At 59.4% G+C, this 14,009-nt stretch carries 16 protein-coding genes; 7 read left to right on the top strand and 9 right to left on the bottom strand.

Annotated elements, in window-relative coordinates; all coding sequences use genetic code 11:
• Positions 1-507: 507 nt before the first annotated feature.
• The gene (locus AB4Z48_RS39645) at positions 508-1,185 is read right to left on the bottom strand and encodes a carbonic anhydrase (protein ID WP_441624241.1); all 678 of its coding nucleotides are present in this window, start codon (positions 1,183-1,185) and stop codon (positions 508-510) included.
• A gap of 187 nt (positions 1,186-1,372) precedes the next feature.
• Entirely contained in the window at positions 1,373-2,134 is a 762-nt protein-coding gene (locus AB4Z48_RS39640) for a bestrophin-like domain (RefSeq protein ID WP_441624239.1), read from the bottom strand.
• A gap of 380 nt (positions 2,135-2,514) precedes the next feature.
• On the opposite strand from AB4Z48_RS39640, the gene AB4Z48_RS39635 reads away from it, so the two are divergent.
• Entirely contained in the window at positions 2,515-2,757 is a 243-nt protein-coding gene (locus tag AB4Z48_RS39635; RefSeq protein ID WP_441624237.1) for a hypothetical protein, read from the top strand.
• Here AB4Z48_RS39635 and AB4Z48_RS39630 read toward each other — a convergent pair.
• Together AB4Z48_RS39630 and AB4Z48_RS39625 are read right to left on the bottom strand one after the other, a co-directional pair.
• Positions 2,744-3,568, bottom strand: a complete 825-nt coding sequence (locus AB4Z48_RS39630; RefSeq protein ID WP_441624235.1) for a hypothetical protein — start codon at positions 3,566-3,568, stop codon at positions 2,744-2,746. The two genes, AB4Z48_RS39635 and AB4Z48_RS39630, sit on opposite strands and share 14 nt — an antisense overlap.
• Before the next feature lie 70 nt (positions 3,569-3,638).
• The gene (locus AB4Z48_RS39625; protein ID WP_441624233.1) at positions 3,639-3,818 is read right to left on the bottom strand and encodes a hypothetical protein; all 180 of its coding nucleotides are present in this window, start codon (positions 3,816-3,818) and stop codon (positions 3,639-3,641) included.
• A gap of 465 nt (positions 3,819-4,283) precedes the next feature.
• Here AB4Z48_RS39625 and AB4Z48_RS39620 point away from each other — a divergent pair, with 465 nt between their 5' ends.
• Positions 4,284-4,616 carry a hypothetical protein gene (locus AB4Z48_RS39620; protein WP_441624245.1) on the top strand — a complete coding sequence of 111 codons (333 nt, stop codon included), beginning with the start codon at positions 4,284-4,286 and terminating at the stop codon, positions 4,614-4,616.
• A gap of 360 nt (positions 4,617-4,976) precedes the next feature.
• Here the strand turns inward: AB4Z48_RS39620 and AB4Z48_RS39615 are convergent, their stop codons facing one another.
• From AB4Z48_RS39615 to AB4Z48_RS39605, 3 genes are all read right to left on the bottom strand, one after another.
• Positions 4,977-5,180: a cold-shock protein gene (locus AB4Z48_RS39615; protein ID WP_441624231.1), complete on the bottom strand. Its 204-nt coding sequence runs from the start codon at positions 5,178-5,180 to the stop codon at positions 4,977-4,979.
• 376 nt (positions 5,181-5,556) lie between these two features.
• Entirely contained in the window at positions 5,557-5,988 is a 432-nt protein-coding gene (locus AB4Z48_RS39610) for a hypothetical protein (RefSeq protein WP_441624229.1), read from the bottom strand.
• A 987-nt stretch (positions 5,989-6,975) separates the two neighbouring features.
• A complete protein-coding gene (locus AB4Z48_RS39605; RefSeq protein WP_441624227.1) occupies positions 6,976-7,350 on the bottom strand; it encodes a PHA-granule associated protein 4 in 375 nt (124 codons plus the stop codon).
• 314 nt (positions 7,351-7,664) lie between these two features.
• Between AB4Z48_RS39605 and AB4Z48_RS39600 the strand changes: the two genes are divergently transcribed.
• From AB4Z48_RS39600 to AB4Z48_RS39585, 4 genes are all read left to right on the top strand, one after another.
• Positions 7,665-7,982, top strand: a complete 318-nt coding sequence (locus AB4Z48_RS39600) for a hypothetical protein (protein WP_441624225.1) — start codon at positions 7,665-7,667, stop codon at positions 7,980-7,982.
• 413 nt (positions 7,983-8,395) lie between these two features.
• Positions 8,396-9,076: a methyl-accepting chemotaxis protein gene (locus AB4Z48_RS39595; protein ID WP_441624223.1), complete on the top strand. Its 681-nt coding sequence runs from the start codon at positions 8,396-8,398 to the stop codon at positions 9,074-9,076.
• A 13-nt stretch (positions 9,077-9,089) separates the two neighbouring features.
• The gene (locus tag AB4Z48_RS39590) at positions 9,090-9,884 is read left to right on the top strand and encodes a type IV pili methyl-accepting chemotaxis transducer N-terminal domain-containing protein (RefSeq protein WP_441624221.1); all 795 of its coding nucleotides are present in this window, start codon (positions 9,090-9,092) and stop codon (positions 9,882-9,884) included.
• 224 nt (positions 9,885-10,108) lie between these two features.
• Positions 10,109-10,462 carry a helix-turn-helix domain-containing protein gene (locus AB4Z48_RS39585; RefSeq protein WP_441624219.1) on the top strand — a complete coding sequence of 118 codons (354 nt, stop codon included), beginning with the start codon at positions 10,109-10,111 and terminating at the stop codon, positions 10,460-10,462.
• A 9-nt stretch (positions 10,463-10,471) separates the two neighbouring features.
• Here AB4Z48_RS39585 and AB4Z48_RS39580 read toward each other — a convergent pair whose 3' ends face one another.
• Positions 10,472-10,825: a gamma-glutamylcyclotransferase gene (locus AB4Z48_RS39580; protein WP_441624243.1), complete on the bottom strand. Its 354-nt coding sequence runs from the start codon at positions 10,823-10,825 to the stop codon at positions 10,472-10,474.
• Between the two features lie 368 nt (positions 10,826-11,193).
• Entirely contained in the window at positions 11,194-12,846 is a 1,653-nt protein-coding gene (gene panP, locus AB4Z48_RS39575; RefSeq protein ID WP_441624217.1) for a pyridoxal-dependent aspartate 1-decarboxylase PanP, read from the bottom strand.
• Positions 12,847-13,726: 880 nt separating this feature from the next.
• Here panP and AB4Z48_RS39570 point away from each other — a divergent pair.
• On the top strand, positions 13,727-14,009 hold a 283-nt coding region (locus AB4Z48_RS39570; RefSeq protein WP_441624216.1), incomplete at its 3' end, for a helix-turn-helix domain-containing protein.

The following is a 14,009-nucleotide window of genomic DNA, read 5'->3' as shown; positions in this document are numbered from 1 at the left end:
GTTCTTCGGTGACGGACAGGTCCTTGATGGCGAGGGTGGTAGTCATGGCAGTTCTCCTTGGGAGCGATTGAACTTTGGGTTCGGTTGGTTTGAGCAGTGTTTCTGCGCTCGGGAGGTACAAACGCATGGAGTGTGCCAAGGCGGCATAGGGACGCGAAAATCGCCCGCAAACCCAGGCGGGGCTTGGAATAGGTTTTCCCCGAGCGTAGAGAATGACGTCAAGGCCCTGCGCGCGTCGTCCTGGATCTGGCGGGCGTAAACCAACACATCAGCGCCAAGTGTTTGCGATCACGCGACACGCATGGGCCCCTACATCGGCGAGCGGGACGTCGCGCGTCAGGCCGTCTGGACCAGGCCCCCGGGCATTGACCCATTTTCGCTGTGCCGGCTATCGTTGAACCTCACGCTGCGGCTGAGCGCCCGCTGGCGCAGCTTGCTGAGCCACATAGTGGCCGTGCGCGTGCCATAGCGAGGCAACTCGAGTTCGCCTGACTGCGAGCCCCACTTTCACCGCGCGCGCGAGGCGAGGCGCGAAGCAAGCCGCTCAGCCAGCGCCCGGTCAATGACTTCGAACGAACGGCTCGCCCGCTCATAGGCATACATATCGCCGGTGGCTATGTCGAACCACCAGCCGCTCAATACCAGAGCCCCGGCCGTGACTTGGTGGCGGACGATCGGGTAGGTCATTAGATGCTCGAGCTGCACAAGGACATTGAGTTGCGACAATTGGTCGTGCGGCTTCAGCCCGTCATTGAGCGGGCCTTCGTGTTCGAGGCGAAACGCTGCGTTGTTGGCGTGGTAAAGCCATTTATCGAGATTCGGTGCTTTCAGCTTCGGGTTGCGTGCATAGACAGCTTTCATGGCGCCGCATTCGGAATGCCCGCACACGACAATATTCGCGACTTTCAGCACCAACACCGCGTACTCAATCGCGCTTGCCTCGGAGAGGTCGCCGGTCGAGACCCCCTCCGCAGTCGCCGGCGGTATCAAATTGCCGACGTTGCGCATCGTAAAAAGATCGCCGGGATGAGTAGATGCGAGCAGGTCCGGCACAACCCGGCTATCCGAGCACGTGATGAAGAATGCATCAGGTTTCTGCGCTAGCGCGAGCTTACTGAACCGTTCTGCATATTGCGGTAGCATCTTCTCGCGAAATTCGACAATGCCCATTATGAGTTTGCGCATGGCGTGCCTCCGACACAGTTGAGCCCGACGATTCTCCCAGAGGAGCGGTGCATCGCTCGCTATGCATAAACGCGCGTTGCGCTCCCCCATTTGCGATGCTATTTTCGTGCGCACCCCACCCTTCTGGTTGAGCCTGGCCTGCCAGGCTGCCTAATACATGGTGTGATGTCCATCGGTCTGCTAACGTTTATTGAGCGATCGATCGCTCCAGATCCAGCATGTTCTGCGGGTGAACGCGGATAATGCCCCAGCGCGGACTGTCGACGTCTGCGATGAGGGACAGCGAGAGCGAGGCCGTCAGGGGGAGGACAAGCAGGAGCGCGACCTTGGCGCCTTTGCCGCGCACGCCGTAGCCCTGGAGCAGGATGCTGAAGAGGGCAATCGCAATCATCAACGACCAGGCGCCGGTCGGCACCCTGTTCCGCCAGGCCGCAGTCGTGTACCCGTGTGAATTGATGACGTCGTTCATGCCCGCCACCGCAAGTGCGGTAACGGGATCCGGCATTGCCCGCGCCGCATCCCTAACGCCATTCCACATTCGACCTTCAAGTTCGGCGGTGCGGATATCTATTTGCGCCAGCATTGCCGTGTCTCTTGATCGATAGAAGCTAATTCTTAGCGCGACATATTCGCGAAGCAATCCTTTGACCTCCGTGGCTCGGGCGTTATCGAGGAGATCGGCGCGGAGGTATTCGGTGCCGATGGCATTCGCTTCCTCTTCTTCCAGGTTCTTGCGCTGATCGTACCGGCCGACTGCCATCGACAAAGTAAAACCAATCAACAATGCGAAAAGCGTCAAGGTCGCGGTCTGCACGATGCTGAAGTCATCGCGCTCCTCATCGGTTAATGGCCGAAAACGCCGGAGCACGAGCGTTGCAAAGGACGCCACCCCAGTGAATACAATCAACAACAGTACGAAGAGCACAGCAGGACGGTCGACCATTTGCATCACGTTCCCCTGTTTCGTTGACCCGGACAACGGCTGGCCATCTCGATGACCCCGCACCTGCGATCCTAGCCGAATTCCCATTGTCGAAACCTCGTTTTCTGTTCGGTTGCGCCTATTCGTGGTGCTTTCTTACTAATTTCCGACCGGGGGAGTGGTTCGCTAACAAGCGTGCCGCGCGCATCTGGCTGGTGGCACGTCGGCTGTATAAAGGGAGGAGGTCGCGGCGAAGGGCCGTTCGTTACCGATCGGCGGTCATTTGGCGTGTGCAGCCAGATGCCTTTGCACATGGCCGATCTCTGCCGTTTGAACGATTGTCCCTCCCCGGGGACAGCGGGGTCAAAAAAGCCCGAACAGGTTGCCTAACGCAGCCGGACAGCGCGATGAACGGCCACATCAACAACCGCGCTCTGCGCGCCGATCTCCATGGTGAGTACGAGCGCTTTCAAGACGGCGTCAAGAAGGCCAAAGACGTCGACGACAAGGAATCGGCCTTGTATTGGCAGGGAGCGGTTTATGCGACCGTGATGATGGCTAATATGTTCGCGTCATCAAAAGGCAAGAGGAACTTGACGTACCACGAGCATCGCTGGGGTAGCCATGGCGCGGCGGTCAGTTCGGCCTGACGCCCAGGCAAAACATCGTGAGTTGTCCCTCCCATAGGGGGCCTATCTGGCGGACCACATCTCCGTAGGAACGCCCGTCGTAGACATGCTCGAAGACCTTCGGATCGATCAGTCGAACAGCGTCACCGTAACATCGGCATTTTGCCGCGTTCATCCCTTCTCGCTGAAGGCAAGTCGCGACAAACGGGCGCTCTCCGTTTGGATCGCCTGTGCGCGTGAGATATCGCGCAAAAGCTTCTGCGAGGCCGCGAGTGGCCGGCGAGCAGCCTTCCGCGTTTATCACGGCCTCAGCTTCCTTCCAAAGCGGCACATACTCGAGGGTCAGGTTAGTTGCCATGGTCGGCGCCTGGAGTGCGACAACAACGTGCTCGTTTGCCATTGCAAAGCGACATTTCTCGCGAGCCTGCGCCCAAAAACTCGCAAAGAACATCTGATGATCGAGAGGTAACGGCGGACCGCACTCGTGCTGAAGCACCTCAAGAGCATCCCCCCGGGTCTTGGCCCAGGTCTTACCACTTGGGCATGCTTTGTAGGGTGTGTTTGTCCCCGGCACGCTGGCCAGCGCCTCCTTCGAAGGTGGGTACGAACACAGGAAGCGCACACCAGGCCCGTACATCCGCCTCACCTGGTTGCCATAGGCGCTAATGAAAGAACTGTTTGCTTGGCTCTCAGTCGTACCCAAGACGATCCGGACAAACGGCCGGTTCGATTCATTGAGAATGCGACACTCGAACGCGAGCGCGAAGGCGTGAGACGCCACCAGCATCAAGAAAGCCGGCAGAAGGCGAATTGCGATACGCGGGCTCGGCATCTCTTTTTCTTCTGTTGAACCAAGGCTGGTCGAAAGGATCCTTGTCCTGAGGATAGGTCCCTCGCAAACTTCACCACTGTTCGCCGGCGCACAGACGAAATGCTGCGCGGTGCTGGTTGTGAAGCGAAGCGAATGCGGCCTCGGATCGGGCCCATGCGCCGAGCGTTGCATCGAGAATCTGGGCGTCGTTGGCAAGCAGAACGATGATTGCATCCGCGCAGGCGCAATCGGCTACCGAGGTGGCGAGCACGGCCTGGTTCCGATCGCAGACAACGAGTTCGAAGCCCGCCTGCCGCGCGCAACGAGCCATGGGCGCGGATCCCGACGCCGTGCTCGCCGGCAGCGTGCCTTACCTCCTGTGCGGTTTCCAAGAGGCTCGCCGGTTTCACTGATGAAACGCGAAGGGAGCGGTAAGCCGGCGATGCCCCACCAGTCGACTACAGATGACCTTGCAGTCGTGGTCTGTCGTCTTCTAAGTTTCTCATACGGCACATAGGTCGAGCGGTCTGCGCCAGGCGGCAGACAGCAGCGAGATGTCGAGGCAAGCCCGGGTCCCTGCGGACAGAATTAGATACGAAATCCTGGGACCCGGCGACACTGTCCTCTAGTGGGCAATGCATTCAAATCAGGGTCGAGTGACGTCAACGATGGCGCGGCCCAAGCGTTTATAAGGGCGAGGCAAGTTGACTCATAAAATCTGAGGAGAGGTACCATGATGAACAGATTCTGTGCGGTGGCCATTGCAGCGCTCTTTTCGGTAGGCTTTGCCTACGCTCAAACTGCCGCGCCTGGGGCAGCCGCCAAGCCTGCAGCGCCAGCCGCCGCTCCGGCAGCTTCCTCGAGCTGCGAAGCGAAGGCGGTCGACAAAAATGGCAAGCCGCTAGCTGGGGCCGCGAAAGCTTCCTCTATCAAGAAGTGCGAAAGTGGCAACAAAGGCGACGCATCAGCCGCCTGCGAAGCCAAGGCCGTTGGGAAGGACGGTAAGCAACTCGCCGGTGCTGCAAAGACGTCCTTCATGAAGAAGTGCCAGGCCGACGCCGGCAAATAATCTCGAATTTGAGAAAAGGCCGGCCACGCGCCGGTTTTTTCTGCCGCTCCGCCGCTGGCTTCAATGCATGATTACTGGCCAGCGTGGAGCAGGGGTCGCGGTCAGTTTGCTCCAGACACTCATTGTGATTAATAACGCCAGTCCTGAGTATTGGGTTTTGTGCGGACTTTGACGGTCGAGGGTGGGGCCTGCTGACGTTGTTCAGAGACTATTTGCGGGGCCGCGTTGGCGTATTGGTAGCAGTTGGCTGCCGACCCGTGTGAATGCCGATGAAGCGGGCGAGTGTCGCCGGAAACAAAAAAGCCCCTCGTCAATGCGAAGGGCCTTTCTTCCATCTCGACTGCCTAGGTGCAATGGCGCTTACAGCTTGCGAATCCGGGAGGCTTGCGGACCTTTCGGGCTGTCCTTGACTTCGAACTCGACTTTGGAGCCATCGTCTAAGGACTTGTACCCAGTACCCTGGATTTCGGAGTGATGAGCAAATAAGTCCTTGCCGCCATCATCTGGTGTGATGAACCCGAAGCCTTTTTCAGCGTTAAACCACTTTACGATACCAGTTGCCATCTCATCCTCATTGTTAGGAGCATGCATGCTGCATGCAGAAATAGAAAATCCAATCTGGACTTGCTATTCCAATGTAAGCATCCTGCCGTCGATTGCAGGAAAGTCATTTAGTTAGTGATCATAGCCGGGGAAACACATGCAGCCAAGGTGTCTAGGGTTTACCACGGGGGCACGCCATGAGGCCGCTCAGGCTGGTAGCGGAGTCACCGCTGGTTCTCGCATAAGCTTATTGGTGAAATGAGAATTAAAGGCAACTGATTCTCGCGACCTCGTGGTGGCCGCGTGCACGTCTCTGCCCAGCGAAAAAACCTGACACGGAAGCGAGGGAGGGCGGTGGGCCGAAAAGGAGCGCGTTGTAGGGTGGCAGCAAACTGAATCAGGTCCAGCTGCTCAGCGCCAGCACGTCAGCGGCCGTGTCGAGGATAGCGGCCTGCTGGAGCAAATCGGCAGGGTGATTTGAGGTGGCACTTGTACCTGCCTTGGTCATGTGCGCCTGAGCCATTGCCCGCAGGCTTGCGGCATCCTGGCGCAGGACTTGGACGCTGACAGAATCGGACCAGTGCCCCCTTTTCCCGCTGCTCGTCGGTTGCAAAGTCACCGGGTCCGACGTCATGGGGGAAGCGAAAATTTGATGCATATTGACCCTTTGATTTTGTTGTGCCTGGTTTCGCTTGGTGCTGTCGCGCGAAAGGACTCTTTTTGTTGCGGAAATGAATGCAAGCACACCCGATAGCAGGGTGGCCAGCAGCAGCGATGAATTCCGAGAGTGCGTCGCAGAAGCCGATCGCGCATTGGACACAATCCACATGACGATTTGGTGTCCGTCCAGTAGGCCAAAGCGATGATATCGGCAGGGTTAAGGGTTAATCTCGATGCTGTGTGACGTCGATTCAACGTGTGACCAAGCCAGTATCGGAGGCGGGCCGCAATGCCAGGAAATGGCGCGAAAATGTTCTTTATATCTGACGTGAAAATTTTTAATTTCACGTAGACTGATGAAGTAGTCCTTGCTGCCACCCGCGTCTCGCTTCCCGGCGACGCGGGTTTATTTTTGTGCGATAGCCCACGCAGCAGAATTTTCTCGATGTTTGGCCTACACTTTCCAACCATGAGTTGCACTTAACCCAGCGTTGCTGCTGGGGCTGTCGTGGCTATGGAAATCTACCAACTGCATCTTGTTTCCACGGGTGTGCACCCGCGATGGCTTATTGAGGGGCACAGAGTTCGCGTTCCTGTTGAAGGCAACCAGGTGAACCTGGATGGGAAACTGCTAGAGGTCTACGGTTGCCGTACCGGAAGCGGAAGAGTGCGAACGGGACCGGTTGGACTTGTGTCGGGAACCGTAGTCGAAGTCTGGCGCGATGCCAATGGATTGTTCGTGTGTGCACGTGCCGATGAGGTAGACCGTGCACGTGCCGCTCAGGTGGCGAGAGAAGAGGCGGCTCAGGTCGCTTCGTGTGAGCGCGAGCGGACCCTTCGAGCACAAGCACATGCGTTCAACGCTAGCCTCCCAATTCCCCTCAAGTGGGTGCCCGGTGCTATCGAGGACGAGCTTGGCCATCCGGAGGGCATATCAGATGAGGAAGGGGCGTATCCAGCTAGTATTGTTCACGTCTTGTTAGAAGAGGGTTTTCGCGATGGACGTCTTATGCGGAACGCTGGCGATTTGCTATGCATGCGCTTGCGGCGAGACGGTGGTGAGCATTTTCCTGTGCGAAAAGAGGAAACGTATATCCAGGTCTCGTGCAAAGCGTGTCTGACGGCTGCAAAGCGGTGGCGCTGCGACTAGCCGGCGTTATTCGGCCCAGACGGCATCAACGTCCCTCAGTAGCCGACCAGCCAAGATGTAGTCGCCAAGTTTTTCCGCCTTTGCCTCCAGCCGCTGGAGTTCGCCTGCTGGCAATTCACCCAGCTCAAACTGGCAGTATAGATTCCGTTGCCGGAAGGACAGCTTCGCTCGACTCAGTCCAGCAATGAGTGCCGCCGGTGATTTTACGGCGATGTTCTCATGCCCCCGGTACTCCACACGGACGCCGGCTTTCTGGCCGAGTCGCCCTAGCTCCACGGCATCTTGCCAAGCCGACTCGTAGTCCAATTCGATTACCGATATTCCTGCTGTATTCAGGAACCGCAGGGCCTCCCCTTTGGTTCCGGCGCGCGTTGTCGCCATCCTTACCTCCACTCACATCATCCGCTGCATCCAGGTCGAGCGCCTGCTTCCGTTCCCCCCTTGCTGCGAGTTCGCTTTGCAAGAGCACATTGTACCCGGCGGAGGGCCGCTTCTCTGTTGGGTGGCGCTCATGTTCGTGCAAAAAAGCGGTGCATAATTTCACCTCGCGCGCTTGTCTTTTGCATGCGACGGCCGCATGCCATTGCGTCGGAGAATAAGCACGGACGGACGTGCCGTGTCAGTCCGCGCAAGATTCGTTTGCAGCCTGCCATGGCGGGCTGCAATTTGACCGGCACCCCTGGCGTTACACATTCATGTTGCGTATTTTTTCTTCAATTTTTCTTTCCTCGGCATTGCTGGCGAGCCACGGCAGCCTAGCCCAGTCCTATGTCGAATGTAAGCTTCTCGACAAAGCGGAGCTTAAACTCGCTCCCAAGTCGACGCTCTTGTATCTCCGTTGTCGTGCACGGCAGACTTCGTATGAGGCTGAACGCATCAAGGGCGTTTCGCAAAAGGCCAAGGATGACCTGTTGTTTGCGTGCCAGGACCAGGTGATTGCGGTCGAGCATCAGTTGCGCGTGAGTCACGGCTTCACGAGGGAGTCGCTGGCCAGAGAGAGGTGCGATTACTGAGGCTCCGTGCTTGACGGGGCAGGCATCGCCCGCCCAGTCTCCCACACTCCAGCCACAGGCGCGTCCCGGTTGGCCGCCGTGCCCCAGCGCACGCGTCGTGATGAGGCATCTGGCACGGGATCGGTGCGCGGGTCGGTCCCGCCGTGCCATTTTCCTGCGCCCGCAGCCTGATGCAACTTCCGGGAGCTGTGGCATAGATATTGCGTAAGCGATACACGGGCCAACGGCGGCCTTGAAACAATCTGGCAAGTCGCGATGACACGCTCCGAAAAGGAGCATCCCGGGCAATGGCGCCCCGAAGCGAAATGCTCGCGAACCGGACAACCGGTTTGTAGGCATCTCGCTTCGGGGCGCTTTTTCTTTGCCGGTCAGCGCGGTGCGCGTCCGCGTCGACACTACCTGCAAGGCATGGCATGAACGCTTTCTCTACTCAGTCACCCGAGGCCGAAGTGTCCGCCGAAACCATCGGCGGATTGATCAACCTTTCCGGAAGGCAGCGCATGCTGTCGCAACGGATCGTCCTCCAGCTATTGCTGGCTTCGCGGGGGGACACTGCCGCGCTCGACATCGCACGCAAGTGCCTGTCAATGTTCGAGTCGGCGCATTCGGATCTCGTAACGGGCAATGAGCGTTTGCCCGGCGCATTCTCCGGCGCTTTGCAGCAACTGTACTTTGGCAGTCCGCGCGCTGACGCGCGTATCCGTGAATTCATCGACCAGGTCAGAACAGCGATAGACGCACCACTGGCCGACACCAGCCGGCGAGCGCAATCCCTCGACATGCTGGTGGCGCAGGCCACGCCAATGCTTGAACTGCTGCAGTCCGTCACTCAGGCCTACCAGGAGGAGATGCACCGTTGCGAGGTCGCTGTGCGCAAACGCCACGCCGACCTCGTCGAGCGCCTCAGCGGGATTTCGATGCAGGCGAACATCGTCGCAATGAATGCGCGCATCTCGGCGGCACGGGCGGGAGAGTACGGCAGGGAGTTCGCGGTGATCACGCTGGTGCTTGCAGACATCATCAAGGAGATGGATCAGCTGATCCGACACGTCGTCGGCTCGATCGATGCGTCCAAAGGTCCAATCAAAGTTTAACGCGGAGACGCCCTTGAAACGTTACCTCTGTTCCTTCTGCTTGATTGCCTGCAGCGTCCTGGCGCTGGCCTTGTCCGGGACCGCTTCGGCCGAAACGCTAACGATCAACGCGGCGATCAACAAGGCGGGCCGCCAGCGCATGCTGTCTCAGCGCATGGCCAAGGCATACTGCCAGGCTGGCCTCGGTGTTGAAGTCGAACGTTCGAAGAAGGTCCTCGAACAGTCCGTGGCGCTCTTTGACAGGCAGCTCATGGAGCTGAAGGCGTCCGCGCCCACGCCGGAGATCAAGGACACCTACGCCAGGCTCGAGCAGACATGGATTCCCTACAAGCAGTTGCTGTCCGCTGGCGATCCGAATCTCGATGGCGCGAAAGCAATCGCAGGAATGAGCGAGGACGTGCTGAAGCTTGCGCAACAGGGAACCCTCCTGCTCGAGAAACATGCCGGCACCATGACGGGTAAGCTGATCAACGTTGCCGGCCGCCAGCGGATGCTCTCGCAGAGAATCGCCAAGATCAGCATGTTCCGCGCCTGGGGCATTACTTCCCCCCAGATGGCGCAGGATCTGGACACGGCTACCAGGGAATTCGCAGCCGCGCAGGGGCTCCTCACCGCGGCGCCGCAAAACACTGAGGCAATCCGCCGCGAACTGCAGCTTGCCGGCTCCCAGTGGCTGTTCTTTGAAGAGGCACTCAATCAGACCGGGGTCAGTCGCGCGGAACAGTTGAGAAACATCGCCACGACCAGCGAGCGTATTCTTCAGGTGATGGATGACGTCACCAGCATGTATGAAGGGATGCCCAAGTAACGTGGGAGCGTGAACGAGCTATGCCAGACGCGGCTTTACAGGCAGCCACGCCTGCAATGCCGCCAGCCAGTCTGCCGGGCAGACGCTCGCGGAAATTACGCGCTGAGCTGGCGGCGGCGCAGGCGAGGGCGCGGCATTTGATATACTTTCACGATGATGAAATAATCGGGAGAGCCGCCCCAGTGCTGGATCTCCCAGTCTCCCAAATCTCCGGACCTCCTCCCATGCCACGACCGCTAGCCGATGCCGCGCCACCATCGCGGGCTGCCATCCGTACCATCGACCAACTGGGTGATCGCATTCGGGCGACACGGGTTGCTGAGGGGATGCCAATTGACCAGGCGGCCAGGCATTGCGGCGTTTCCGTCGGCATGCTATCCAAGCTGGAGAACGGCAAAGGGGTGAATCTGGAGCACGCACTACGCGCGCTGGAAGGACTGGGTTTGACGATGCTCGTTGTCCCAAAGGCGCACGCGCCCCTGCTCGAGCAGGCCGCCACCCACGCGGCCAAAGCCTCCCAACTCGCAATGAGGGCGGATGGCAACCACATGGAAGAGGGCGAAGCCCGGTACTTTTGAGCGGTCACGCTAGAGGGAATCAGAATCGCCCGTGGCGGTGGCACCCCGACCGCTGGTTTGCCGGTAGGCCTTGCCAGAAGCCAGGCGAATCGTTCCCCAGTTCGGGCGGTACAGTCCATGAACCGTCTCGCGGATCCATACGAGTCCCAGCTCTTCCGATAGATCGTTCTCGGCCAGCCGGAAGGCCATGCCGGCGGATTGACCGCCCGCTTTCAAGGCGAGCATCCGTCCTGGCCATTCGTAGGTGCCCCGTCCGGCGAACAGCCGAATACAGAAACTGCGATGCCAACCCTGGAGGAAGGCAGACTGCCTTTCTACGAACCTGAGCAGTGGATTCCAGATCAACGATCCATAGGCGAACAGTCAGACGGGTTCTCCATGCGAACGTTGCGCGAGCGCTTCACGCATCGAGGCTTCGATGCGCCGACGCGACCAGGAGGGCTGGCCGGGCAGATCCTGGAACGAGTCCAGATAAGCGCCGGTGCTGATCAACTCTCTCGTCAGTATGATCCTGTTCCTTTGCGATACTTGCGGTGCAACCCGAAGAGGCGTTGCACCGCCTGACGGCCGGTCATTGGCCGGTCGCTTCAGAACTGCAGTCGCCCATTGACACTGCAGTCGCCTAACTGCCGAAGAGCCCACCGACTCTACGAGTCAGTCAATGACGGTACTCGGAGGACTGTTACCAGCGACGCATCGTCGACGAATGGCGCCCGCCAGCTCCAAATGCCTCACGCGGCGTCCGGCGCGCCCACCAGCGCCATCAGCGGCGCCATGCATGGGCTGGCCGCCGCCAGCGCGCGCTGTTCGTCGAGGATGTCCTGCAGGATGGCATGCGTCGTATCCGGGTTGGCCAGCACCACGCGGAAAACGGCAATCGGGCGGCCTCCCCACTGTGTCGACATCAACTGCGTGCGCGATACGAACGAGCGGCCGGCATCGCGCTGCATTTCCTGAATGCTGATGGTCAGCGCATCCAGCGCGTCCAGGATCCTCTCGCGCCTGTCGGCCGAAGCCGTTGCCAGCGCGGCACGCACGGTCTCGGGCACATGGCGGTAGGTCAGGATGCAAAGCTGCGGGTGGCTGTCGAGCTCGAAATCCGGCTGCTGCGCAATCTGGGATGCAAAGTAGCGGGCGTTATCGATGCTACGATCGATCAACTGCGCCAACCCCTTGCGACCGAGCAGATGAAAGTTCGCGTAGAGCATGACTGCCGCCGCGCCGCGCGATCCTTCGAGCGTATGGCGCCCCAGGTCCACCGAGCCCTTGCGCACGATGTAGTTCGCATGCTGGATGATTTCCTGCGTCCACGCCGGGCTCCGGAACAGCACCATGCCGGCACCCATCGGCACGTAGAACTGTTTGTGCGCATCGATGACGACGGAATCGGCACGCTCGATGCCCGCGAAGCGCCAGCGCTCGCGCTCCGACAGCAGTGTTGCGCCGCCCCATGCGGCATCCACGTGGAAATGGCAGCCGGCCTCCTGAGCAACATCCGCAATCGCGTCGAGCGGATCGACCGCGCCCGTCTCTGTCGTCCCCGCTATGCCGACGATCGCCATCGGCCGGATGTTGCGCTGCTGCAGGTCACGCATGGTGTCGCGCAGCAGGTCGATGCGCATGCGACCGTCTGCATCGACCCCGACCGGCACGAGATTGTCGCGCCCGATGCCAAGGACATCGGCGGCCTTTCGCAGCGAGTAGTGCCCGCGCTCCGAGACGACGATTGCAAGCCCGTCATGGCCGTAATGGCGTAGTGCAGCCATCAGTCCGGCGCGATGGATGCCGGCGAAGCCATCACGCGCGCCCAGCAAGTTGTTGCGGCTCGCCCATAGCGCGGTGAGGTTGGCGACCGTGCCGCCAGAACAGATCGCGCCGAGCGCGTGATCGGCATCGTGCAGCCATCTCGCATAGAACGCGCTGTCCTGGGCAAACACCAGCTTGTGCAGCATGCCGATGACCTGGCGCTCGAGCCCTGTCAGCGCGCCCGACGTCTCGAGCTTCACGACGTTCTGGTTCAGCGCTGCCACCACCTTGGCCAGCGAGGGCATGAACGACGGCAGCGACGACGTCATGTGTCCGACGAACGTTGGTGACGCCACGGGCATCACGTGCCGAAACACGTCGTTGAGCAGATGATCGGCATGCGCTTGCGGCGATGTCGGCGTCTCGGGCAGCTCAACCGACGCGAACTCCGCCTCGCGTGTGGCGCACGCGCCAGCCGGATCAAAACGCTCGCCCGCAAAGAAATCCGCCGGATGTTCGGCGATCAATCGCTCGAGCGATTCGAATGCCCCCCGATCCGCGTCGAACCAGCGCAAGGGGCAGTCGTCGCCCCCGTCCATGCTTTGTGAGGTCTCTTCGCGAGACATGTGCGGCTTCATTTGCATTACCCAGTTCAATCCCGTAGCGCCATGGTGCGTCGGGCATTATGCCGGATCGGACGGGTAAGTGAATGGCTGAGGGCTCCGACCGGCACCTTTGACGACCTCGCCGCTGCCCGTTGACGACCCTCAATCGCCTTTTCTATTGGGATGCGCCTGATCCGAAGTGTACCTAAGCGCCCTGGCCAAGCATGTGGCGGAAGTGCCGGCACGCGTACCGGCAGCAGCGTGGTCGCTCCCTCGGACCAGGTATGAGGCGGCTTTCCCGTAGCAGCTTCGCCCTTGTCCGGCCACAGCCTCTGCTAATAGATCTTCAATCAGGCCAGAGCTTGCTTCGAGAGCGATGTTTGACTCGAACGCACAGCGGTTCTCTCAGGATGTACTCAAATCTCCCACTTGTATTCGCGAACGCAATCGACAGACTGACTCTAGTACTTAAATAAGTGCGCGAATATGTATAATCGTCGTCATGGAGCGCACATATAGCACTGGAAAGGCTGTCGACTTGCTCGACGTGTCTGTGAAGACTTGCAGCGATGGGAGCGCGAGGGTCGGTCCAGTGCCGCTCAGAAGCCGGATCTAGCCAACCAGAGACGGGGGATGGGGGAGTTTGTTGTCGCGCGCGGGCTTGCAAACGTCGAAGTCATGGAGGAGATTGAGGAGGACTCAATTTTCAGCGTAAGCGATTCTTGACATTGATGAACGAAATCGGCCAGCGTGAGATAAAAGTCCTGGTAGTTGCGTACCGCGACAGGCCGACTCGGTTTGGCTTTGAGTGGTTTGAGCACTATGCAAAAACAAACGGCTGCGAGATACTGGTATTGAATCAGGAGCGGCTTTCGCCTGAGAAACTATAAGAAGAAGCTTCAGGAAGCGTTGGATGTTGATCGCACACCGGATTGAACTCAAACCGACAGCGGAGCAGGAGGACTATTTCCGCCGAGCTTGTGGCACGGCTCGCTTCGTCTGGAATTGGGCCCTTGCCGAGTGGAATCGACAGTATGAGGCGGGCTCGAAGCCGAATACACTTGCACTCAAGAAGCAATTCAACGCATTCAAATATGCCGAGTTTCCCTGGCTGAAGGACATGCATCGTGACTCGCATGCGCAGCCCTTTGCCAATCTGAGCAAGGCCTGGAGCAAGTTCTTCGACGACGTGACGT

The sequence above is a fragment of the Cupriavidus sp. 2TAF22 genome (assembly GCF_052115045.1).
Lineage (GTDB): Bacteria > Pseudomonadota > Gammaproteobacteria > Burkholderiales > Burkholderiaceae > Cupriavidus.
Note: the sequence above shows the minus strand (reverse complement) of the source record. Positions and strands in the feature narration are given on the sequence as shown.